This is a genomic window from Streptomyces sp. NPDC045678, from assembly GCF_056432085.1.
This window is the reverse complement of record NZ_JBWKJS010000009.1, coordinates 172,555-195,309: the sequence shown is the minus strand read 5'-3', so window position 1 is coordinate 195,309 and position 22,755 is coordinate 172,555. Positions and strand designations below refer to the sequence as shown.

At 71.7% G+C, this 22,755-nt stretch carries 18 protein-coding genes; 9 read left to right on the top strand and 9 right to left on the bottom strand.

Annotation, left to right across the window (positions count from 1 at the left end; translation table 11 throughout):
• Window positions 1-15 precede the first annotated feature (15 nt).
• Window positions 16-876 carry a helix-turn-helix domain-containing protein gene (locus AC07DO_RS29825; RefSeq protein ID WP_479063819.1) on the top strand — a complete coding sequence of 287 codons (861 nt, stop codon included), beginning with the start codon at window positions 16-18 and terminating at the stop codon, window positions 874-876.
• 18 nt (window positions 877-894) lie between these two features.
• Here AC07DO_RS29825 and AC07DO_RS29820 read toward each other — a convergent pair whose 3' ends face one another.
• A complete protein-coding gene (locus AC07DO_RS29820; protein ID WP_479063818.1) occupies window positions 895-1,323 on the bottom strand; it encodes a hypothetical protein in 429 nt (142 codons plus the stop codon).
• A 281-nt stretch (window positions 1,324-1,604) separates the two neighbouring features.
• On the opposite strand from AC07DO_RS29820, the gene AC07DO_RS29815 reads away from it, so the two are divergent.
• Genes AC07DO_RS29815 through narI form a run of 4 tightly spaced genes read left to right on the top strand, consistent with a single transcriptional unit; the run spans window position 1,605 to window position 8,260 of the window.
• Window positions 1,605-5,333, top strand: a complete 3,729-nt coding sequence (locus AC07DO_RS29815) for a nitrate reductase subunit alpha (RefSeq protein ID WP_479063817.1) — start codon at window positions 1,605-1,607, stop codon at window positions 5,331-5,333.
• 1 nt (window position 5,334) lies between these two features.
• A complete protein-coding gene (gene narH / locus AC07DO_RS29810; protein ID WP_479063816.1) occupies window positions 5,335-6,966 on the top strand; it encodes a nitrate reductase subunit beta in 1,632 nt (543 codons plus the stop codon).
• Complete coding sequence (gene narJ / locus AC07DO_RS29805; RefSeq protein ID WP_479063815.1) at window positions 6,963-7,541, top strand: nitrate reductase molybdenum cofactor assembly chaperone; 579 nt, start codon at window positions 6,963-6,965, stop codon at window positions 7,539-7,541. The genes narH and narJ overlap by 4 nt, the downstream gene beginning before the upstream one ends.
• Window positions 7,538-8,260 carry a respiratory nitrate reductase subunit gamma gene (narI, locus tag AC07DO_RS29800; protein WP_479063814.1) on the top strand — a complete coding sequence of 241 codons (723 nt, stop codon included), beginning with the start codon at window positions 7,538-7,540 and terminating at the stop codon, window positions 8,258-8,260. Before narJ ends, narI begins: the two co-directional genes overlap by 4 nt.
• Before the next feature lie 22 nt (window positions 8,261-8,282).
• Here narI and dnaK read toward each other — a convergent pair whose 3' ends face one another.
• Both dnaK and AC07DO_RS29790 read right to left on the bottom strand, forming a co-directional pair.
• Window positions 8,283-10,181 (bottom strand): molecular chaperone DnaK, encoded by a 1,899-nt coding sequence (gene dnaK / locus AC07DO_RS29795; protein WP_479063813.1) that lies wholly within the window; start codon window positions 10,179-10,181, stop codon window positions 8,283-8,285.
• A gap of 149 nt (window positions 10,182-10,330) precedes the next feature.
• Window positions 10,331-10,756, bottom strand: a complete 426-nt coding sequence (locus tag AC07DO_RS29790) for an OsmC family protein (protein ID WP_479063812.1) — start codon at window positions 10,754-10,756, stop codon at window positions 10,331-10,333.
• 311 nt (window positions 10,757-11,067) lie between these two features.
• Here AC07DO_RS29790 and AC07DO_RS29785 point away from each other — a divergent pair, with 311 nt between their 5' ends.
• Window positions 11,068-12,699, top strand: coding sequence for a DUF6345 domain-containing protein (locus tag AC07DO_RS29785; protein ID WP_479063811.1), 1,632 nt, complete (start codon window positions 11,068-11,070; stop codon window positions 12,697-12,699).
• Window positions 12,700-12,705: 6 nt separating this feature from the next.
• Here AC07DO_RS29785 and AC07DO_RS29780 read toward each other — a convergent pair whose 3' ends face one another.
• The 3 genes from AC07DO_RS29780 to AC07DO_RS29770 all read right to left on the bottom strand — a co-directional run bounded on the left by AC07DO_RS29780 (window position 12,706) and on the right by AC07DO_RS29770 (window position 16,983).
• Window positions 12,706-14,157: an amino acid permease gene (locus AC07DO_RS29780; RefSeq protein WP_479063810.1), complete on the bottom strand. Its 1,452-nt coding sequence runs from the start codon at window positions 14,155-14,157 to the stop codon at window positions 12,706-12,708.
• Between the two features lie 83 nt (window positions 14,158-14,240).
• Entirely contained in the window at window positions 14,241-16,298 is a 2,058-nt protein-coding gene (locus AC07DO_RS29775; RefSeq protein ID WP_479064193.1) for an alkaline phosphatase family protein, read from the bottom strand.
• Between the two features lie 280 nt (window positions 16,299-16,578).
• Window positions 16,579-16,983, bottom strand: coding sequence for a hypothetical protein (locus AC07DO_RS29770; RefSeq protein WP_479064190.1), 405 nt, complete (start codon window positions 16,981-16,983; stop codon window positions 16,579-16,581).
• Window positions 16,984-17,094: 111 nt separating this feature from the next.
• Here AC07DO_RS29770 and AC07DO_RS29765 point away from each other — a divergent pair, with 111 nt between their 5' ends.
• Both AC07DO_RS29765 and AC07DO_RS29760 read left to right on the top strand, forming a co-directional pair.
• Window positions 17,095-17,871: an MBL fold metallo-hydrolase gene (locus AC07DO_RS29765; protein ID WP_479063809.1), complete on the top strand. Its 777-nt coding sequence runs from the start codon at window positions 17,095-17,097 to the stop codon at window positions 17,869-17,871.
• Window positions 17,871-18,485, top strand: coding sequence for a DedA family protein (locus tag AC07DO_RS29760; RefSeq protein ID WP_479063808.1), 615 nt, complete (start codon window positions 17,871-17,873; stop codon window positions 18,483-18,485). Before AC07DO_RS29765 ends, AC07DO_RS29760 begins: the two co-directional genes overlap by 1 nt.
• A 13-nt stretch (window positions 18,486-18,498) precedes the next feature.
• On the opposite strand, the gene AC07DO_RS29755 is transcribed toward AC07DO_RS29760, so the two are convergent.
• Both AC07DO_RS29755 and AC07DO_RS29750 read right to left on the bottom strand, forming a co-directional pair.
• Window positions 18,499-19,734, bottom strand: a complete 1,236-nt coding sequence (locus AC07DO_RS29755; protein WP_479063807.1) for an aminotransferase class I/II-fold pyridoxal phosphate-dependent enzyme — start codon at window positions 19,732-19,734, stop codon at window positions 18,499-18,501.
• Between the two features lie 90 nt (window positions 19,735-19,824).
• Window positions 19,825-20,523, bottom strand: a complete 699-nt coding sequence (locus tag AC07DO_RS29750; RefSeq protein WP_479064189.1) for an ANTAR domain-containing response regulator — start codon at window positions 20,521-20,523, stop codon at window positions 19,825-19,827.
• Window positions 20,524-20,605: 82 nt separating this feature from the next.
• On the opposite strand from AC07DO_RS29750, the gene AC07DO_RS29745 reads away from it, so the two are divergent.
• Entirely contained in the window at window positions 20,606-21,742 is a 1,137-nt protein-coding gene (locus tag AC07DO_RS29745) for a PAS domain-containing protein (RefSeq protein ID WP_479063806.1), read from the top strand.
• Here the strand turns inward: AC07DO_RS29745 and AC07DO_RS29740 are convergent.
• On the bottom strand, window positions 21,723-22,535 hold the full coding sequence (locus AC07DO_RS29740) for an RNA polymerase sigma factor SigF (protein ID WP_479063805.1): 813 nt from the start codon (window positions 22,533-22,535) through the stop codon (window positions 21,723-21,725). The genes AC07DO_RS29745 and AC07DO_RS29740 overlap by 20 nt on opposite strands.
• Window positions 22,536-22,755 lie beyond the last annotated feature (220 nt).

The following is a 22,755-nucleotide window of genomic DNA, read 5'->3' as shown; positions in this document are numbered from 1 at the left end:
GATTACGGTCTACGTATGACAACCGCCGTGCCCGCCAAGGGGAGCACAAGAGGCAAGGCCGACAAGGCCAAGGGGAAGACCAACGAGAACGCCACCGGAGTGGGGCCGTTGCTCCGGGGCTGGCGCGAGCGGCGCCGGGTGAGCCAGCTGGAGCTGGCCCTGCGCGCCGACTCCTCCGCGCGGCACATCAGCTTCGTCGAGACGGGCAGGTCACGGCCGAGCGAGGAGTTCCTGCTGCGCCTCGCCGACCACCTCGACGTACCGGTGAGGGAACGCAACTCCCTGCTCCTGGCGGCGGGTTACGCGCCACGCTTCCGCGAGACACCGCTGGACGACCCCACGATGGGCACGCTGCGCGAGGGCCTCGAACAGCTCCTCGCCGGGTACGAGCCGTACCCGGCGCTGGTCGTCGACGCGAAGTACGACGTCGTCGCGGCGAACCGTGGCATCGCGATGATCCTCGACGGCCTCCCCGAGCACCTCTTCGAGGGGTCCCTGAACGCGATGCGCGTCACCCTCCACCCGGAGGGCCTGGCCTCCCGGATCCGCAATCTCCGGGAGTGGCGCGGGCATCTGCTGCATCAGATGGAGCGGCAGATCGCGCTGCAGCGTTCGGACGCGCTGCGGGCGGTGTACGAGGAGGTGGCGGCGTACCCGGTGACGAACCCCGGGGAGGACGCCTTCGAACCGGGCACGGAGGTCCCCTACTTCGCCCTGCCGCTGCGGATCGAACACGACGGTCACGTCCTGTCCTTCATCTCGTCGATCTCGACGTTCAACACACCGATGGACGTGACGGTCGCCGAGCTGGCCATCGAGACGCTGCTCCCGGCCGACCCGGCGACCTCCAAGTACCTGCAGCAGCAGATGCCCTAGGGCCTGTGCCCGAAGTCCCTAGCGCCCCGCCCTCACCGCGCGCAGCGCCGCGTACTGCAGTGCCGCGAAGCCGCCCACCGTCGCGGCCTGGAGCGGGATCCACACCGCTCCGGCCGTGCTCGGCGAGAGCCGGACGACGAGCGCGACGACACTGAGCACCGCCCAGAGGGCGTTCACCTCGACGACCGCCTGCACCGCGATCGGCGGCGGACTCTTGCGGGCGGCGAGGAGCCCGACACCGATGCCGTACAGCACGAGTCCGACGCCGAGCCCGAGAAGCAGCGCCGAGTCGACCCCGAGGAAGTCCCCCAGGGGCCCCGAGGCGGCGGCATACGCGACACCGTTGCCGGCGGTCACGACCGCGTCCAGACCGAGGAAGCGACGCAGCATCGTCTTGGGGTCGGTGGTACGGGCCAGAGCGGTGAGCGGGTACGTGGACGTGGCCATGGCGATCTGCCTCCAAGCGGGTTCGGTGAGGTGGGGTGAGGGACGGAGAGGTGAGCGGTATCGGTATCGGTATCTGCACGGGTCCCGGAGCCGGTCCGGAGTGCGCCGGACCGGATCCGTTGACATCACTCTGTCGGGCCCGTGGCGAAGGGTCGATTACGTCCGGGGTAATGCCGGGGCCGCCCCTCGAACACCTCGCGCACCCGTACGGCCGAAGCCGAAAGGTGCCGCGCCGCCCCCGCCCCTAGGTTCGACAGGAGGCAGACCTAGGGAGCTTCACGGTGACAGAGACGACCGAGCCCGCCGCCGCCCTGCTGCGGGCGGGGAAGTTCTTCCGGCGCGGTGCCGCCGCGCCTGACCTGCACAGCGTCCGGCTCACCGGGGGGCGGGACGCCGACGCGTTCTACCGTGACCGCTGGAGCCACGACAAGGTCGTGCACTCCACGCACGGCGTGAACTGCACGGGATCCTGCCGCTGGAAGGTGTACGTCAAGGACGGCATCATCACCTGGGAGACGCAGGCGACGGACTATCCGAGCGTCGGCCCCGACCGCCCCGAGTACGAGCCGCGCGGCTGCCCCAGGGGCGCCGCGTTCTCCTGGTACACGTACTCCCCCACGCGCGTCCGCTACCCGTATCTGCGCGGTGTCCTCCTGGAGATGTACCGGGAGGCGAAGGGGCGGCTGAAGGACCCGGTCCTCGCCTGGGCCGACATCCAAGGTGATCCGGAGCGCCGGCGGACGTATCAGCAGGCGCGCGGCAAGGGCGGACTCGTGCGGGCCACCTGGGACGAGGCCGTCGAGATCATCGCGGCCGCGCACGTTCACACCATCAAGACCGTCGGGCCCGACCGTGTCGCGGGGTTCTCTCCCATCCCCGCCATGTCCATGGTGTCGCACGCCGCCGGTGCCCGCTTCATGAGCCTCATCGGCGCGCCGATGCTCTCCTTCTACGACTGGTACGCGGATCTGCCCGTCGCCTCGCCGCAGGTGTTCGGCGACCAGACCGACGTACCGGAGTCGGGTGACTGGTGGGACGCCGCGTATCTGATGATGTGGGGCTCCAACGTGCCGGTGACCAGGACGCCCGACGCGCACTGGATGGCCGAGGCACGCTACCGCGGGCAGAAGGTCGTGGTCGTGGCGCCCGACTACGCCGACAACGCCAAGTTCGCCGACGAGTGGCTGCACCCGCACCCGGGCACGGACGGCGCGCTGGCCCTCGCGATGGGGCACGTGATCCTCAAGGAGTTCTTCGTCGACCGGCAGACGGAGTTCTTCGACGACTACGTGCGCAGGTTCACCGATCTGCCCTTCCTCGTGACGCTCACCGAGCGGGACGGCGCGTACGTGCCCTCCAAGTTCCTGCGCGCCTCCGACCTCGGCGAGGGGACAGAGGGAGCACAGGGGCCACAGGGAGCAGAGGGAGGTGACGGCGGTGAAGGCGGTGAGTGGAAGACCGTTGTGCTCGATGAGAGCACCGGGCGCGCCGCCGTCCCGAACGGCTCCCTCGGGTTCCGGTGGAACGAGTCCGGCAAGGGCAAGTGGAATCTGGAGCTGGGTGACATCGAGCCACTCCTGACGCTGCACGGCGCGGGCGACGCGGCGGGCGTCGAGGTGCTGCTGCCCCGGTTCGACACCGAGGGCGGCACGCACGGCCAGGGACGCGGCGAGGTCGTGCGGCGCGGGGTGCCCGCGACCCGGCTCGGCGGGCAGGACGGGCCGCTGGTGACGACGGTCTTCGATCTGCTGCTCGCGCAGTACGGCGTGGGGCGCGAGGGGCTCCCTGGCGCGTGGCCCGCCTCGTACGACGACGCCGACGCGCCCGGCACGCCCGCCTGGCAGGAGGTCCACACCTCCGTGCCCGCCGCCAAGTGCGTGAAGATCGCAAGGGAGTTCGCCGCGACGGCCGAGAAGTCGCGGGGCCGCTGCATGATCCTGATGGGTGCGGGGACCAATCACTGGTTCCACTCGGAGACGATCTACCGGTCCTTCCTCGCGCTGCTCCAGCTCACCGGCTGCCAGGGCCGCAACGGCGGCGGCTGGGCGCACTACGTGGGCCAGGAGAAGTGCCGCCCGGTCACGGGCTGGGCGACGCTCGCGAGCGCCAACGACTGGAGCAGGCCGCCGCGGCAGATGATCGGGGCCGCCTACTGGTTCCTCAACACCGACCAGTGGCGCTACGACAGGTTCGCGGCGGACGTGCTCGCGTCGCCGTTGGGCGAGGGGCGCTTCGCGGGGATGACGGGGGCCGACTGCCTTGCCCTGTCCGCCCGTACGGGGTGGATGCCGTCCTATCCGACCTTCGACCGCAGCTCCCTCGACCTGGGGGCGGTGACGGGTGATCCCGTCGCCAACGTCGTCGACGAACTCAGGTCCGGCACCCTCAAGTTCGCCTGCGAGGACCCCGACGCGCCGGAGAACTGGCCGCGCGTCCTCACCCTGTGGCGCGCCAACCTGCTCGGCTCGTCCGCGAAGGGCGCCGAGTACTTCACGAAGCACCTGCTCGGCACGCACTCGTCGCTGCGGGCGGCGGAAGCGGAACCGGACGAGCGGCCCTCCACGGTCACCTGGCGCGACGAGGCACCCGAGGGCAAGCTCGACCTGCTCGTCTCCCTCGACTTCCGCCAGACGTCGTCGACGCTGCTGTCCGACGTGGTGCTGCCCGCCGCCACCTGGTACGAGAAGCACGACCTGTCGACCACGGACATGCACCCCTACGTGCACTCCTTCACCCCGGCCGTCGACCCGCCCTGGCAGGCCCGCACCGACTTCGACACCTTCCGCGCCATCGCCGACCGGCTCAGCGAACTGGCCGTGGACCACCTGGGCGTGCGCAAGGACGTCGTCGCCACCGCGCTCCAGCACGACACTCCGGGCGAGATCGCACAGCCCGGCGGTGTCGTCCTGGACTGGCGCAAGGGCGAGTGCGAACCGGTGCCGGGCAGGACGATGCCGAACCTCGCGGTCGTGGAGCGCGACTACACCGCGATCGGCGCGAAGTTCGCCGCGCTCGGCCCGCTCGTGGAGCGGCTGGGCCTGCCCGCGAAGGGCATCGCGCTCCACCCCGACCAGGAGGTCGACGAGCTGCGCGAACGCAACGGCGTGGTGCGCGGCGGTCCCGCGGACGGGCGGCCAGCCCTGGACACGGCGGTGAAGGCGGCCAACACCATCCTCGCGCTGTCCGGGACGACCAACGGCCGCCTCGCCACCCAGGGCTTCCGCACCCTGGAGGCGCGCACCGGGCAGGAGATGGCGCACCTGGCCGCCGAGCACGAGGGCAAGCGCGTCACGTACGCCGACACGCAGGCCGCGCCCGTCCCGGTGATCACCTCGCCGGAGTGGAGCGGCAGCGAGTCCGGCGGCCGCAGGTACACGGCGTTCACGCTCAACACCGAGCACCTCAAGCCGTGGCACACGCTCACCGGGCGCCAGCACTTCTTCATCGACCACGACTGGATGCACGAGCTGGGCGAGGCGCTGCCCGTCTACCGGCCGCCGCTGGACATGAACCGGCTGTTCGGGGAGCCACGGCTCGGCCCGGACGGCGAGCGTGAGGTGACCGTCCGCTACCTCACGCCGCACAACAAGTGGTCGATCCACTCCGAGTACCAGGACAACCTGTTCATGCTGTCCCTCTCCCGCGGCGGCCAGTGCGTCTGGATGGCGCCGCAGGACGCGGACGCGATCGGCGTCAAGGACAACGACTGGATCGAGGCGGTCAACCGGAACGGTGTGGTGGTGGCGCGGGCGATCGTGTCGCACCGCATGCCGGCCGGCACCGTCTTCATGCACCACGCGCAGGAACGCACCGTGAACGTGCCCAGGACGGAGACGACCGGCAGGCGAGGAGGCATCCACAACTCGCTGACCCGCCTCATCCTCAAGCCGTCCCATCTCATCGGCGGGTACGCGCAGTTGTCGTGGGCGTTCAACTACCTGGGTCCGACGGGCAACCAGCGCGACGAGGTGACGGTCATCCGCCGCAGGTCGCAGAAGGTGGAGTACTGACATGCGCGTCATGGCTCAGATCGCGATGGTGATGAACCTCGACAAGTGCATCGGGTGTCACACCTGTTCGGTCACCTGCAAGCAGGCGTGGACCAACCGCGACGGCATGGAGTACGTCTGGTTCAACAACGTCGAGACCCGCCCCGGCCAGGGCTACCCGCGCCGCTACGAGGACCAGGAGAAGTGGCGCGGCGGCTGGGAGCTGAACAAGCGCGGCGCCCTGAAGCTGAAGAACGGCGGCCGCCTCAAGTCGCTCCTGGAGATCTTCTCCAACCCCAAGCTGCCGGAGATCAAGGACTACTACGAGCCCTGGACGTACGAGTACCGGAACCTCACCGACGCCCCGCTCGGCGACGACTATCCGGTGGCCGAGCCGCGCTCGCTGATCAGCGGCAAGCCCATGAAGATCGAGTGGTCGTCGAACTGGGACGACAACCTCGGCGGCGCCACCGAGCACGGCGACCTCGACCCAATGGTGCAGAAGACGCGCCAACAGGTCACGGACAAGATCAAGTTCGCCTTCGAGCAGACGTTCATGTTCTATCTGCCGAGGATCTGCGAGCACTGCCTCAACCCGGCGTGCGTGGCGTCCTGCCCGTCCGGCGCGATGTACAAGCGGTCGGAGGACGGCATCGTCCTCGTCGACCAGGACCACTGCCGGGGCTGGCGCAAGTGCGTGACGGGCTGCCCGTACAAGAAGGTGTACTTCAACCACCGCACCGGCAAGGCCGAGAAGTGCACGATGTGCTACCCGCGCGTCGAGGTGGGCCTGCCGACGGTCTGCTCGGAGACGTGCGTGGGCCGGCTGCGCTACCTCGGCGTCATCCTGTACGACGCCGACAAGGTGACGGCTGCCGCCTCCGAGCCCGACGAACACAAGTTGTACGAGGCCCAGTTGGGCGTCTTCCTCGACCCCGAGGACCCCGAGGTGCGGCGCGCGGCCGAGCGGGACGGGATCTCGTACGACTGGATCGAGGCGGCCCGCCGCTCCCCCGTGCACGCGCTGATCAGCAAGTACAAGGTGGCGCTTCCGCTGCACCCGGAGTACCGCACCATGCCGATGGTCTGGTACATCCCGCCGCTCTCCCCCGTGGTGGACGCGCTGACGGAGACCGGCCACGACGGCGAGGACCTGGGCAACCTGTTCGGCGCCATCGACACGCTGCGCATCCCCCTCGAATACCTCGCGGAGATCTTCACCGCGGGGGACGTCGGCCCCGTACGGGCCTCGCTGGAGAAGCTCGCGGCGATGCGGTCCCACATGCGGGCCATCAACCTCGGTGACACGCCCGGCAGTTCGACGGCCGACGCGGTCGGCATGACGGGACAGGAGATCGAGGAGATGTACCGGCTGCTCGCCATCGCGAAGTACGAGGACCGGTACGTCATCCCGACCGCCGCCGTCGCCGACGCCCAGCGCCTGGAGGAGTCCGCGCTCCCCGACTCGTGCAGCCTCGACTACGAGGGCGGCCCCGGGATGGGCGACGACGGACCCTTCGGCCAGGACTCCGGCCGCAGGAACCTGCCGCTGGTCACCATCGAGAACTTCCACACGCTGCGCGACCGGCAGACCGCCGACGAACAGCCCAGCGCGGCCGACAAGGCGCACGCGGCCAAGGAGGACGACCAGTGACGCGGCACGCGGTGCTGTACCAGGCGGCGGCGCTCTGCCTGGCCTACCCGGACGACGAGTTCCACGAGCGGCTTCCCCTGCTGCGGGCGGCCGCCCCCGCCGGCCTCGACGGCTTCCTCGGCCATGTCGAGACGACCGACCCGCGGGAGCTCGCCGCGCACTACGTCCGGGTCTTCGACTTCAAGAACCGCCACAGCCTGTATCTGAGCTGGTGGCGCGAGGGCGACACGCGGCGCCGCGGCATGGCCCTGGTCCGGTTCAAGGAGGTCTACCGGGAGCACGGCATGGAGTTCACGGGCGAGGAACTGCCGGACTTCCTGCCCGCCGTCCTGGAGTTCTCCGCGCACGCGGGCCCCGCCCTCCTCCAGGAACACCGCAGCGGCCTGGAGTTGCTGCGGATCGCGCTCACCGACTTCGGCACGCCCTACGCGGCGGTCCTCGACGCGGTGTGCGCGACGCTGCCAGGACCCTCGCCCAAGGACCGCGCGGAGGCACAGGCCCTCGCCCGCTCCGGGCCGCCGCGCGAGGACGTCGGACTCCAGCCCTTCGCACTCGTCGGGGAGCGCTCCTCATGAAGACCCTGTTGTGGGGCGTGCTCCCCTACGTCGCGTTCGTCCTGCTCGTCGCGGGCATCGTCTGGCGCTACCGCTACGACAAGTTCGGCTGGACGACCCGTTCGTCCCAGGTCTACGAGTCGAAGCTCCTCAACATCGCGTCGCCGATGTTCCACTACGGCATCCTCTTCGTGCTCGTCGGGCACCTGGTGGGGCTGTTCCTGCCGGAGTCGTGGACGGACAAGGTGGGCCTCACGGAACACACGTACCACCTGTTCTCGCTCTACGGCGGCACGGCGGCCGGCGTCCTCCTGGTCCTCGGCATCCTCCTGCTGCTCTACCGGAGGCGCACCAACACGCCCGTGTTCCGCGCGACGACCGCCAACGACAAGCTGATGTACCTGGTGCTGTTCGCGGCGATCGTGCTCGGCATGGTGGCCAAGCTGACGCACGCGTCCGGCGACGGCTACAACTACCGCACGTCCATCGCACCGTGGGCGCGCAGCCTGTTCACGCTCCAGCCGGACATCGACAGGATGACGGGGGTGCCGGTGCTGTACGAGATCCACGCGGTGGTCGGGATGGCCCTCATCGCCCTGGTGCCGTTCACCCGGCTGATCCATATGTTCAGCGCGCCGGTGCAGTACCTGTTCCGGCCGTACGTGGTGTATCGCAGCCGGGACCCGAAGCGGGTCGGGGCGCGGCCGGACCGGCGGGGCTGGGAGCGGACGGGTTCGTGACCCCCGCCCGCCCCCGCGGCACCTACTGGGCGCCGCCCTTCCCCCCGTCGCTCCTCTCCCCGTCGCTCTTCTCCCCGGCACTCCTGTCGTCCTCGTCCACGATCTCGGCGTCCACCACGCTCTCCTCGGCGGGGGCCTCCGTGGGCGTCTCCTGCTGGGCGCCCCCGCCGGAATTCGCGTACATCGCCTGCCCCATCTTCTGGCTCACCGTCGCCAGTTTCTCGGCGCCGGTGCGCAGGGCCGTCGTGTCGTCGGGCCGGTTCTTGAGGACGTCCCGCAACTCGGCCGCCGCTGCTTCCACCTCGTTCTTCGTGTCCACCGGCACCCGCTCCCCGTTCTCCCGCAGGAAGCGCTCCGTCTGGTAGACGAGCTGCTCGGCCTGGTTGCGGCCCTCCGCCGCCTCGCGGCGCCTGCGGTCCTCCTCCGCGTGCTCCTCGGCCTCCCGCACCATCCGGTTGATGTCGTCCTTGGGCAGCGCGGAGCCGCCGGTGACCGTCATGCGCTGCTCGCGGCCCGTGGCCTCGTCCTTCGCGGAGACGTGCATGATTCCGTTGGCGTCGATGTCGAAGGTGACCTCGATCTTCGGGACGCCGCGGGGAGCGGGCGGCAGGCCCGTCAGGTCGAAGACGCCGAGCTTCTTGTTGTACGCGGCGATCTCCCGCTCGCCCTGGAAGACCTGGATGCCGACCGACGGCTGGTTGTCCTCGGCGGTGGAGAAGGTCTCCGAACGCCGGGTGGGGATCGTGGTGTTGCGCTCGATGAGCTTGGTCATGATGCCGCCCTTGGTCTCGATGCCGAGGGACAGCGGGGTCACGTCGAGCAGCAGCACGTCCTTCACATCACCGCGGATGACCCCGGCCTGGAGCGCCGCGCCGAGCGCGACGACCTCGTCGGGGTTGACGCCCTTGTGCGGGTCCTTGCCGGTGAGCTCCCTGACGAGGTCCGTCACCGCGGGCATGCGGGTGGAGCCGCCGACGAGGATGACGTGGTCCACGGCGGAGAGCTTGACGCCCGCGTCCTTCACCGCCTGGTGGAAGGGGGCCTTGCAGCGGTCGAGCAGGTCCGCGGTGAGCTCCTGGAACCGGGCGCGCGTCAGCTTCTCCGCGAGGTGCAGCGGGCCGTCCGCGGACGCCGTGATGTAGGGCAGGTTGATGTCCGTCTCGCTCGATGAGGACAGCTCGATCTTGGCCTTCTCGGCGCCCTCGCGCAGGCGTTGCAGCGCCATCTTGTCCTTGCCGAGGTCCACGCCGTGCCCGTTCTTGAACTGGCGCACCAGGTGCTCGACGATCCGCTGGTCCCAGTCGTCGCCGCCCAGCTGCGTGTCGCCGTTGGTGGCCTTGACCTCGATGACGCCCTCGCCCATCTCCAGGAGCGAGACGTCGAAGGTGCCGCCGCCGAGGTCGAAGACGAGGACGGTCTGGTCGTCGCCCTTGTCCAGGCCGTACGCGAGGGCGGCCGCCGTCGGCTCGTTGACGATGCGCAGGACGTTGAGGCCCGCGATCTCGCCGGCCTCCTTGGTGGCCTGGCGCTGGGTGTCGTCGAAGTACGCGGGCACGGTGACCACCGCGTCGGTGACGTCCTCGCCCAGATAGGACTCGGCGTCGCGCTTGAGTTTCTGCAGGACGCGCGCGGAGAGCTCCTGCGCGGTGTAGCGGGTGCCGTCCACGTCGCCGTTCTCCGGAAAGCGCCAACCCCCGTCACCCATGTGGCGTTTGACGGAGCGTGCGGTGCGCTCCACGTTGGTGACGGCCTGCCGCTTGGCGACCTCGCCCACCAGGACGTCGCCGCTCTTCGCGAAGGCGACGACGGAGGGCGTGGTGCGCGCGCCCTCCGCGTTGGCGACGACGGTGGGTTCACCTCCCTCCAGCACGGCCACCACTGAGTTCGTCGTCCCGAGATCGATCCCGACCGCACGTGCCATGGTCCAGTCCCTTCCGCCGCGAGCTCACGTCCCCCGTTTCCCGGTCTACTCCGTTCTCCATCACAAAACTTGAGCGGGCTGATGTCAATGCCGCACACGACAATGCCGCCACCCCGACAGGGGTGACGGCACTGTCAACGGGCGCGAGGTCAGGCCAGCTTGGCCGAAAGCGTGATGGTCGTGCCCGACAGCGCCTGGCTCACCGGGCAGTTGGCCTTGGCGTCTTCTGCGGCCGAGACGAAGCCGGCCTCGTCGAGCCCGGGAACGGTGCCCTCGACGGTGAGGTGGATGCCGGTGATGCCGGTGCCGGGCTGGAAGGTCACGTCGGCGGAGGTGGTGAGCCGGCTGGGCGGGGTGCCCGCACCCGTCAGACCGTGCGACAGCGCCATGGAGAAGCAGCTGGAGTGGGCGGCCGCGATCAGCTCCTCCGGGCTGGTCTTGCCGTTCGCCTCCTCGGCGCGCGACGGCCAGGACACCGCCTGCTCCCCGATGCCGGAGGAGTCGAAGGTGACGGTGCCCGAACCCTCCGTCAGAGAGCCTTCCCAGACCGTGTGCGCGGAGCGCGTGGTAGCCACGATGCGTTTCCCTTCAATGCGGATCCGTGAACGGAAGTTCCGTTGCCCCCATCCGATCACACTCCGGATCAAAACGGGCCGCGCGGGGCGCGGCGGGCCGACGGGGGTGTTCGAGCAAGGGGCGCAGGTACGCGTCGGCCGATACGAACACGTTGTGTGCGGCGCCGCGCCACAGGGGCCTCTGAGGTGCGGGAACAGGTCCGTGGCAGGGGGCCAATGGCCGGAATGGCAACTGGGCAAGGCGCGTCTGCGGTGACACTTTGAGGCCCCCTCGCGCACAGAACGAGGAGATCCTCTCAGGGGGTATGGCCATGCGCATCAACTACTCGGACCACGGTCCGTCTCCGCTCGAACCCGAGAAGCCCGGAGCGGCGGGTGACCGGGACTCGACCTTCGGCTGGTGGGGTGCCTTCAGCATCCAGAAGTTCGTCAACCAGTCCTCGCTCTCCCACACCCACGGCGACGCCACCGGCTGGCTGGCGTACCTCCAGCAGTTCTACGACCGGAACTTCTGGTTCGCCGACGGCGGCGCGCAGGTGTGGGCGTACGAGGAGACGTACGACAACTGGCAGGACCGCTACGGCATGGACGCGGTCGTCGCCGTCTACCACTCCGGCCACGGCGGCATGGACAACAACGGCGTCTTCTTCGCGCCGCTCGGCGCCGTCTGGGACGGCCGCAGCGACGCCATCTCCAACCGGATGGCGCTCGGCAACGAGAAGGCGAACTACGTCTTCTGGTCGACGTGCACCTCGCTGCGCGTCCTCGGCGGGCACTCCCCGATCCGCACCTGGGCCGGACCCAACATCGGCTTCCGGATGATCTTCGGGTTCGAGACGGTCAGCATCGACAGCCCGGACTACGGCAAGAAGTTCTGGGAGAAGTGGCGGTCCGGGCAGACGTACTGCGACGCCTGGCTCAACGCCAGCTGGGACATCTACCACGGCCAGGCGCCCTCCGTGTGCGCCGTCGGCGCCACCCAGGCCGAGGCCACCAACCGCCTCAACACGGAGCGGAACTTCTACCGCGACCACGTGCCGGACAACTGGTACGCGTGGCGCTGGTACTACGCCCGCGAAGGCATCAGGGAGCCGCTCGCCCAGCTTCCCGGGCAGCAGCAGATCATCCAGCTGGCGCCCCGCGAGCCGAGCGCCGAACTCGGCACGCTCGGACAGCTCGCCGACTTCCCGTCGGCGGCGCTGCAGGAGGTCCAGGTCGACGGGCTCGGCGTGCTCAACGCGTCCTCCGGCGACCGTGTGATCTCCACGGGCCCGGAGGGCGTCCGCTGGGTGCGGCTCGCCGAGCCCAACCACCGCAACACCCAGCAGCTGCCCACCGAGCGGGCGATCGAGGCGGCGCGCGCGTTCGCCGAGCGGTACGCCGACGGCGCCGACCTCGTCGTCGACGGCGTGCACGACCTGATGCAGAACTCCGGCACGAAGGACGGCTCCGAGGTCGGGCGCCCCGTGTCGCTCCAGACACACGTGACGTTCCGGCAGGTCTTCGACGGAGTGCCCGTCATCACGCCGGGCCGCGGCCTGATCCGGGTCGGTCTCGACAACGACGGCACGGCCGTCCAGGCGCAGATCGCCACGCGCCGGGCCACCGGCGTCACGCGCGAGCCGAGCACCGAGGTCTCGCCCCCGCCGCCCAAGGGCGGCAGGGCGACGGCGGCACCGCTGGAGCGGGACCCGCGCAAGGCGCTCGACGCGGCGCAGCGGAAACTGCTCGCCGAACTCGCCGCGATCACCGCCGACGAGTCCGGGCAGCGGGCGACGGCGGAGCGGCAGCCCCAGGTCACGGACGTGCCCGGCACGTTCGAGGTCGGCTATGAGATGGAGGGCAACGAGGCCTATCCGGCGGCCCGCAAGCTGATCGAGATCGGCTCGAAGGACAGCATGTTCAAGACACGCCGCTGGGTCGTCGCGCCACTGGCGAGGTAGGCGCTCTCAGTGACCTTCGGTGGCGGCCCGCTGCTTGCGGGCCGCCATCCACGCGTAGACGAGCACACCCACGAAGAGGAACAGCACGCCCTGGTAGACGGCCGCGTACCCGGACCCGGCGACCAGCCACATGGAGAACGCGAACGCGACGCCCGCGAGGACCGCGTCCCGCACGAGACGCCCGCGGTGCACGCGGTCGCGCTGCCCGGACACCAGGAAGTAGATCTGCGCGACGGTGGCGAGGAGGTAGGGCACCGTCGCCGTGAACGTGGTGATCAGGACGAGGGACTCGAAGACGCCGCCCGAGCCCGCCGTGTAGTTGTAGACGGTGAGCAGCGAGGCGAGCACGACGGTGACCAGCACGCCGACCGTCGGCACACCGCGCTTCTTCTTCCCGAACGCGCTCGGGAACAGGCCGTCCTGGGCCGCCGCGTACGGCGTCTGCGCGCTCAGCAGCGTCCACCCGTTGAGGGCGCCGACCATCGAGACCAGCGCGGCACAGGCGACCGCGGTGCCGCCCCAGGATCCGCCGAACATGACGTCGACGGCGTCCGAGAAGGGCGCGGTGGACGCCACCAGCTTGTCGTGCGCCACCGTTCCGAAGACGGCGAGCGTGCCGAGCAGATACACGACGGCCGCGCCGAGGGTGCCGAGGATGGTGGCCCGCCCGACATTGCGGCGCGGGTCGCGCACCTCGCCCGCGCTGACGGCGGCGGACTCCACGCCCAGGTAGGAGAAGAGCAGGATCGCGGCGGCGGCCGAGACGGCGCCCATCGGGCTGTCGTCGCTCGCCTGGAAGGGTCCGAGGTTCGCGCTGTCGAAGAAGAAGAGACCGCCGACCGCGACGAGCAGCAGCGGCACGAACTTCAGGACGGTGGCGACCAGCTGGACGGCGCCCACATACCGCGTGCCCGCGAAGTTCGCGAGCGCCGGCAGGAGTTGCAGGACCAGCGCGGCCGCGCAGGCCGACCACTTGTGGTCGTTGACCGGGATCAGGACGTCGAGGTAGCCGACGGCGGCGACGGCCAGCGCGGCGTTGGACACCCAGGTGGTGATCCAGTACGACCAGGCGGCCAGGAAGCCCGCGAAGTCGCCGAAGGCGGCGCGGGCGTAGACGTACGGCCCGCCGGTCCGCGGATCGCGCTCCGCGAGCCGTCCGAAGACGAGCGCGAGGGCGATGGCGCCCGCGGTCAGGACGGCGAACGCGACGAGGCTGATGGTGCCGAAGGGGGCGACGGAGGCCGGGAGCAGGAAGATGCCGCCGCCGATGATGTTCCCCATGACGAGGCAGGTGGCGATGGGAAGTCCGAAGCGCCGGGCGTGCTTGCTCGCCGCCTGCGCCGTTGCTCCTTGACCGGGTTCGCCCTTGCCGGATTCGCCCTTGCCGGATTCGCTCCGGCCGGGTTCTCCCTGGTCAGGGGCCGGATCCGACGGTGCCGCGGTTCCGGTGTCGTGCATGGGGTGGTGCGCCTCTCGTCGTGCCCGGCGCCCGGGATCGCCGGGCGGAAGACATGGTCGGGCACGGCGGACGCTCCCACAAATCAGAGTGTTTTGTCCTGCACAGCGCGGCCGGGAACAGTAAAAGCTGTGCTGTCCGGCGCACCGGACAGGGAATCGTTCACGTCGACGGACAGCGGCACTTCCGGCCCCGAGCCCTCTCCCAGCCAGTCCCGCAGGACGCGGTGGACCTCCTCGGCACCGACCAGTTCCCCGCCGTCAGCCACCGGATCGCCGAGCACGAGCGGCGACAGCAGGAACGGCCGGGACTGCGCCCCGCCGAGGCCGCCGTGCGAACCGATCTGCTCCTCGAAGGCGAGCACCTCCCCGTCGTCCGGGTCGTACCAGGAGTTGACCATGATGTCCGCGACGTGCGGAAAGCCGTCGGTGCGCCGCACGGTCTCCGCGGCGCCGGGCCCGAAGTCGGCGAGCGGCCCGAGATCGGCCGGGTCCTCGTCCAGATACACCTCGGCGCCGCGCGCCCCCAGCACCAGCGCGCCCCGAGTCGCACTGCGCACGAGGAGGAAGCCGACGCCCGGATGGTTGGCGAGCGTCGGAAGCAGCGCCGGATGCCTGAGGTCGATCTCCTCGCGCGTCATGCGATGCCGCACATCCGGGAACGACACGAGCCCCAGATTGCCGGAGGCCAGCACGATCGGCTCGGCGCGGCGCACCGGCCTGCGCTGCTCCGCGCCCTCCTCCACGGGCCTGCGCAGCGCGGCCCGCACGGCCGCCCTGGCCTCCGCGCCACTGTGCGTGCGCCGCGCCTTGCGCGGCACGGGCAGCCCGCACCCGGCCCGGACGAGGTCGCCGAGCGACAGGCCGTAGCGGGTACGGAACGTCTCACCGGGGCTCTGCCCGTGGTCGGAGAGCACCACGATCCGGTAGGCGCGGGGCGCGTGGTCGGCGACCTGGTCGAGCAGCGCGAGCGACCGGTCGAGCCGCCGCAGCACCTTGTCGACGTCCTTCCCCGCGGGACCGGAGTGGTGCGCCACTTCGTCGTACGCGACGAGGTCGGCGTAGACCGCGCTGCGCCCGGCGAGCATGTCCCCGATGACGGCGGCGACCACGACGTCACGCTCGACGACGGTCGCGAAGGCGCGGATGAACGGGTACAGGCCGCCGCGGCCCACCCGGGGGCGGCGCCGCTTGAACCGGGCGGCCGTCGACTCGCCGATCTCGCGGAAGACCTCGGCGACGAAGGAGAGCGCCGTACGGACGGCGTTGGCGGGATCGGAGAAGTACGCGAAGTACCCCGCCCGCGACCGGTTCTCCTTCCCCCTCCTCGCCGCCATCGAGAGCACGAGGGCGAGCTGCTCCGCGCCCCCGCTGAACAGGTTGCCGCGGCTCGCGCCGTCCACGGCGAGGAGCCCCCCGTCACCGGTCCGCGCGACGGCCCGCCGCTGCAGCTCCGCGGCGGAGGCGGGCCGGTTGATGACCATGACCTCGCCCGTGTCCTTCTCGTACCACCGGAACGCGGGCACGTCGTGGTTCGAGCCGTGCAGGATGCCGAGCTGACTGGCACCGGTCTGACTGGACCAGTCGGTACGCCACGGAGTGAGCCGGTGGGTGGCGGGCCCCGTGTCGCCGAGCCAGCGCGCGACGGTCGGCATGAGCCCTCTCCCGACGGCACCGGTCAGGACGTCGTGCCCGACCCCGTCGAGCTGGATGAAGACGGTGCCGGGGGTGGTGGGCCCGGGAGTGCCGTCGGGACGGCGGCGGCGTCGCCGGTCGGCGAGCCGGTACAGCCGCCGCCGGTACGCGTCGTCGTCCCGCACGGCGAGCGCGCCGCCGGTCGCCGAGGCGACGGCGGACATCACGGCGGCCACCACGACGGCGGTCTCGGCACCGGCCTCGCCACGCCCCTCGGGGATGAGGCTCAGCGCCAGCAGCAGCAACGACCCGTTCAGGAAGAACGCGAGCACCCCGAGCACGAGCGCGGGCACGAGCAGCAGGGCCCGCACGAGCAGCGGCCACACAAGGACCGAGAGGAGGCCGAAGGCACCGGCGCCGAGGGCGGCGGTGATCGCGATGCGGGTGGCGCTGTCGCCGTCGGCCGACTGGAGCTTGAAGTCCGGCAGGAGGCCGGCGAGCACGAGCATCGTCAGCGTGCTGACGGCCCATACCGCCACGACGCGCCACAGGGCGCTGCCGACTCTCCGCCATCGCCCCACGTCAAGCCCTTTCCCGACCCCCGATGTGCCCCCAGCGTGCCACACCGCCGCGGAGCGGCGGAGATCTACCGGGTGCTGCGGTGCGGAGTACGGGCGGGCGGGTGGGAGAACCGCCGCGGAGCGGCGGAGCCAACGGCGCGGAGCGCCGGGGATACACGCCGCGGAGCGGCGCAGAAGCACGCCGCGGAGCGGCGGAGAGGGGCGCCGGTCAGCAGCCGTCGTACCCCGCGGTCGGCATGGACAGCCGCCGATGGACGCTCGCCTTCATGCGCGAGTCGTACGCGGGCTCCGCAAGCCCCGCCGTCTCGACCCGCACCCCCCGCCGCGCGCACTCCGCCGTGAACTCGTCCGCGGACCGCAGCGCCCGCTCCAGGACCCTGCGGCTCGGCACGACGAAGAGGTCGACGAGGCCGGCCTCGACGTCGCCCCACAGCACGGCGTGATCGGTGCGCACTCCTCGTACGACGAGTTCGCGAGTGATCACGTATCCCTGCGCGGCGGCCCACCGCGCGCACATCGCGTGCTGGCTGCGCGAGTCGACCAGGAAGGGGTCGGCCTCCAGCTCCTCCAAGGGGGTCAGACTGGCGATCGCCGCGACACGTACGGCGCCCACGACGGCGGTGCCCACGGCATCCTCCACGGCGTCCCCCTGACCTTCGGTCCCAGGCCGCCGACCCTACTCCTGGCCGTAGGCTCGGAGACAGTCGCACGAAGGAGGAACCGGGTGCCCGTCGAGGTCACATGGTGGGGTCACGCCACATGCACGGTCGAGGACTCGGGCGTCCGCGTACTGACCGACCCCCTGTTCGCCCGCCGCCTCGCGCACCTGAGACGGCGCAGGGGCGCCCTGCCGCCGCCGGACGCGGCGGTCGCCGACGTCGTGCTCCTGTCGCACCTGCACGCCGACCACCTGCACGTGCCCTCGCTGGCCCGGCTCGCGCCCGGCACCCGCGCCCTGGTCCCGCACGGCACGGCACGTTCGCTCCCGGGGCTGCGGCGCAGGCTGCCGCACCTGCGCTTCACCGAAGTCGTGCCCGGTGACGAGATCCCGGTCGGCGACGTCACCGTACGCGTGGTGTCCGCGCTGCACGACGGGCGGCGGCTGCCCGTCGGCCCGCACCGTTCGCCCGCGCTCGGCTACGTCGTGGAGGGCGAGGCGCGCACGTACTTCGCCGGGGACACCGGACTGTTCGACGGGATGGCCGACGAGGTCGGCGCCGTCGACGTGGCGCTGCTGCCGGTGGGCGGCTGGGGCCCGTATCTGGGCCACGGCCACCTGGACGCGGCACGCGCGGCGCGAGCGCTGGCACGGATCGGGCCGCGGAGCGCGGTTCCGGTGCACTACGGAACGTACTGGCCCATCGGCATGGACGCGGTGCGTCCGCATGAGTTCCACGCGCCGGGGCACGAGTTCGTGCGTCATGCGGCCCGGCTCGCCCCCGAGGTGTCGGTGCACCGGCTCGCGCACGGAGAGAGCGTGCTGCCGGAGGTGTCCAGGTAATGCTTGCCTCAGTGGCCCAGGTGACGCCGGAGAGTACGCAGCAGGCCGTCGGCTATCCGACGCTGTTCCTGCTCGTGGCGGTCGGCGCGCTGGTGCCCGTGGTGCCGACGGGCGCGCTGGTCAGTTCGGCGGCGGTGGTGGCCTTCCATCAGACGGCGCCGTTCTCGCTGCTCATCGTCTTCGGTGTCGCGGCGTTCGCCGCGTTCCTCGGGGACGTCGCCCTGTACTGGCTGGGGCGGCGCGGCATGAGCTCGAAGAACGGGTCGCGCTGGCTGGAGGCGATCCGTGACCGGGCGCCGGAGGAGCGTCTCGCGCAGGCACAGGCGAAGCTGGCGGACCACGGGGTGATGGTCCTGGTCCTCTCGCGGCTGGTGCCCGCGGGCCGGATCCCGGTGATGCTGGCGTGTCTGATGGCGAAGATGCCGCTGCGCCGGTTCGCCCGCGGGGACGTGCCCGCGTGTCTCGCGTGGGCGGTGACGTACCAGCTGATCGGCATCCTCGGCGGTTCCCTCTTCAAGGAGCCGTGGGAGGGCGTGGCGGTGGCGGTCGCGCTGACCGTGGTGATCAGTGTGGCGCCCGCGCTGTGGCGCAGGGTCAGGCACGCGCTGGCCTAGGGCCTGTCCGGCCCTAGACCTCGCTGTGGTGGTCCGCGAGGTCGTCGAAGGCCGCGCCGAACAGGGTCAGCGCCCGCTTCACGTGCGGCAGCACCAGAGGGTCCGGTGCGGTGAGCGACGCCTGGCGTTCCGCCTGGGTCGAGCCGAGGAGAGGCCCCGTGGACAGCCGTACGCGCAGGGCGTCGAAGTCGTCGCCGAAGCGGTGCCCGCCCGGTGCGGGCATCCCGAGGCGTGCGCCGAGGTGGTCCTCCAGGTCCTGCGCGTCGCCGACGCCCCGTGCGGCGAGCGCGGAGCGCAGGGGGCCGAGGTCGGCGTAGAGGTGGCGGCCCGCCTGCGGCGGCCTGACGAGGGCGCCCGCGGCGAGCAGGGCGTGCTGGGCCGCGTCGGCCACGCGCGCGTGCAGCCGGACGGCGGCGGCGAGCCGTTCGACGACCGGGTCCGGTTCGCCGAGTGCGTACGACGCCGCCGCCGCGGCGGGTGCGGCGAGGGTGGCGCCGAGCGCGGTGAGGACGTCGAGGGTGCGGGCGCGCAGGGCGGCGCCCGCCGCGGTGGCGGGGAAGCGGGCGACAGCGGCGGGCAGTGCCGGGGGCAGGAAGGGCCCAGCGAGGTCGCAGAGCACGGTCACCCGCTCGTGGTCCATCTCGGCGGGTCCGATCAGGACGGTGTCGCGGGGGTGGTGCAGGGTGTCGCGCCACGTCTCGTCACTGACGATGTGCAGGCCTTCGCCCGCGGCGGCCTCCACCGCCTCGTGGAGCACTTCGGGCGGCGGCACGGTGGCGGTCGGGTCGTCGGCCACGGAGAGCACGAGGAGCCGGGGTCTTCCGCCCTCGGCGCGGATACGGCGGACGGTCTCCAGGAGGGCGTACGGGTCGGGGACGCCGCCGCACTCGGCGGGTGTCGGCACGTGGTAGACGCCGCGGCCGAGCAGCCGCGCCTGCGGCGCCCACCAGGCGGGGCAGGGGCGGGGCAGCAGGACGTCGCCGCCGAGGGCCGCGGTGAGGGCGAGCAGGAGGAGCGGGGCGCCGGGTGCGGCGACGACCTGGCCGCGCTCCCCGGGCAGACCGCGCCGGGCCCAGTAGCCGCTCGCGGCGTCGAGGAGCGCGGGGCCGCCGCCGGCGGGCTCGGCCGGGGAGCGGCCCGCGGCCGCCGCGGCGGCCGCCGCGAGCTCGGGCAGGACCGGGAGGCCGGGCTCCGGCTGCGGGGGCCCGTACCGGACGGGTCCGCGGCCCTCCGTCTCCGTGCGCCGCATCCCTGCCTCCGTGCCGTACGGGTCCGCCGCGCTGGTCCGCGGTACGTATCCATACGTATCCCCGACAGGCCTGCGCCGCCACCGGCGCCGTCAGCGGGCCAGGGAGACCAGTTCGCGTTCCAGGCCGCGGCCCTTCGTCTCGACCAGCGCGGCGGCGACGTCCGCCAGCTTGCGGTTGGTGGTCTGGGAGATCCGTCGCAGCACTCCGAAGGCGGTGTCCGCGTCGCAGCCCAGGACGTGCATGACGATCCCGGACGCCTGGTCCACGACGGGCCGGGTCCGCAGGGCCGTGCCGAGCTGGTCCAGCTCGGTCAGCACGGCGCGGTAGTGCCGGTCGCGCACGAAGCTCGTCGTGGCGAGGTCCCCGAGTGCCTGGGCGGGCCCGTGCTCGGGGTCGTCGAGCGCTCCGGAGCGGAAGCTGAACAGGGTCAGGGTGACGGTGAGCCCGCCGCGCTGGAAGGGCAGCGTGACGGAGGACCGTACGCCCGCGTCGAGGGCCATGGCCCGGTACTCGGGCCACCGCTCGTCCCGCAGCAGGTCCTCCGCGTCGACGGGTACGCCCTGCTCCTCTGCGGCGGGGATGGGGCCGTCGCCGGAGCGCAGCTGCACCGAGACGAGGCCGGCGAGGTCGGGGTGGGTGACGGCTATGGGCTGTCCGTCGCCGCCGTCGGAAACCGTCGTGCTCGCGCCGCAGCAGGCGGGGGTGCAGCGTGCGGCCTGCTCGGCGAGTTCGGACAGCCTGCGGCCGGGCAGGGACGACTCCGGTCGGAGCAGGTCCGGGTCGGGCATGGGCGCCATGACTGTTCCTCCTCTCCCCCTCGGCTTCCCTGCACGGCCCGCGGAAAACGGTCGCAGCGGATAGGTTCGACCCATGTCCCAGATGGAGGAGTTCGGTGAAGAGCTCGCGGATTTCCTGCGCCGTGTCGCCGAGTTGAGGTCGGCGCGCTCCGTCCCGGCCGGTGACCTCAGCACCGTCCTGGACGCGGCGCTCTTCGAACTGGACCATGTGGCGGCCCGGTTGTGGCCCACGTACGAGCGGCTCGCCGTGAACGGCCAGTGGGACGACGCCACGTCGGACCGTGGCGAGCAGCGGCTGCTGCGGTCCCTGTTCCAGCGGATGCCGCTGCCGGTCGCGCTGGTCGACAGGGAGACCGTGGTGCGGCGCATGAACTTCGCCGCGACGGGTCTGACCGGTGTCCGCGCGGGCTACGCGACGGGCCGGCCGCTGACCGGGTTCCTGATGCACGCGGACCGGGTCGCGTTCCGTACGCAGACCGCGGCCGTCGCCCGCGGCGAGGGCGACCGGAGCCTGAACGTGCACCTCCAGCAGAGCCCCGGCACCCCGGTCCGTGCGACCCTCACCGCGCTGCGCCCCGGCGCCGAGCCGCGCACCTCGGTCCTCGTCGTGCTGCAACCCACGAAGGACCACGCCCAGCAGCGGCCGAGCGTCCGGGGGCCCGCCCCCGACCTCGGTGAGGCGACCCGGCACGCGGCCCAGCTCGACCTGATGGACGCCATGACGTCGGCGCTGCTCTCCGCGCCCGCGGGGGACGGCGCGGCCGTCCTCGATGCGGCCGCCGGGGTGCTGCACGGACGGTTCGCGGACTGGGTGATCGCCGACGAGGGCGCCGCCCGGCCGCGGCGTTCGACGGTCCTCGGACCGCCGGACGCACCGGCCGCCGACGTCCTCGCGCAGAACCCCGCCGCGTGCCCCCTCGTCGTGGAGGCGGCACGCGGCGGGGCGGCCTCGCTTCAGGTGCGCCCGGAGGACCCGGACGCGTTCGGCAGGGACGCGTCCGGCGCGCACGTACTCGTCCGCGCCGAGGTCACGTCCCTGCTGTGTGTGCCGCTGACCGCCCGCACGCACGGGCCGGTGGAGGGCGTCCTCACGCTCTTCCGCAGCGGCGCGCGGCTCGCCTTCTCGATGGCCGAGGCGCGGGCGGTCGACGTGATGTCACGGCACATCGCACTCGCCATGCGGCGGGGCGTCAGGCCGCGTCCCGCATGACCTGGTCGCGCAGCCGGTCGCAGCAGCGGCTGATCAGCCGTGAGACGTGCATCTGGGAGATGCCCATCTCGTCGGCGATGCTGCTCTGCGTCATGTCGCCGAAGAACCGCATGTAGAGGATGGTCCGTTCGCGCTCGGGGAGCTGCGCGATGCGCGGCTTGACGGCCTCGCGGTCGACGACGACGTCGAGCGCCGGGTCGGGGCCGCCCAAGGCGTCGCTCAGCGAGTAGCCGTCCTCGCTGCCGGGGAGTTCGGCGTCGAGGGAGAGCGCGGTGAAGCTGTCGAGCGCCTCCAGGCCGGCCTTGGCGTCCTCCTCGCTCATCTGCGCGTGGGTGGCGATCTCGGCGGTGGTGGGGGCGCGCCCGGAGACCGTCTGGGAGAGGTCCTGGCGGGCGAACCGCACGCGGTTGCGCAGGTCCTGGACGCGGCGCGGCACGTGCAGGGTCCACATGTGGTCGCGGAAGTGCCGCTTGATCTCACCGGTGACGGTGGGGACCGCGTAGCTCTCGAACGCGGTGCCGCGCCGCGGGTCGTAGCGGTCGACGGCCTTGACCAAACCGAGGGCCGCGACCTGCCGCAGGTCGTCGAGGGATTCGCCGCGGTTGCGGAAGCGGCCTGCGAGCCGTTCCGCCATGGGGAGCCAGGCCTGGACGATCTCCTGGCGCAGGGTGTCCCGCTCGGGTCCCGGTGCCAGTTCGACGAGGCGGTCGAAGGCTTCCGCGGTGTCGGGGGCGTCGTCGTGCGGGTGACGCCTGGGCCTCGCGGCTACTGCAGTGCTGGTGTGGGATCGCATGGTGCGTCGCAACTCCCTTGTGGGTGCCTTGGGATGGACGGTCACCGCGGGAGTGTGTGCACGTCGGACCTCCACGGGGCACACCCGGGAGGCGAGCGTCAGGGACGCTCCCACGGACGTGCCTCCGGTCCGAAGCACTCTCCTCCGCCTGCCCCGCGCCTTCGGCAGCAAACACCCGTCAGGTTTCCCCCCGGTCCGGCAGGACACCCGGACGGCACTG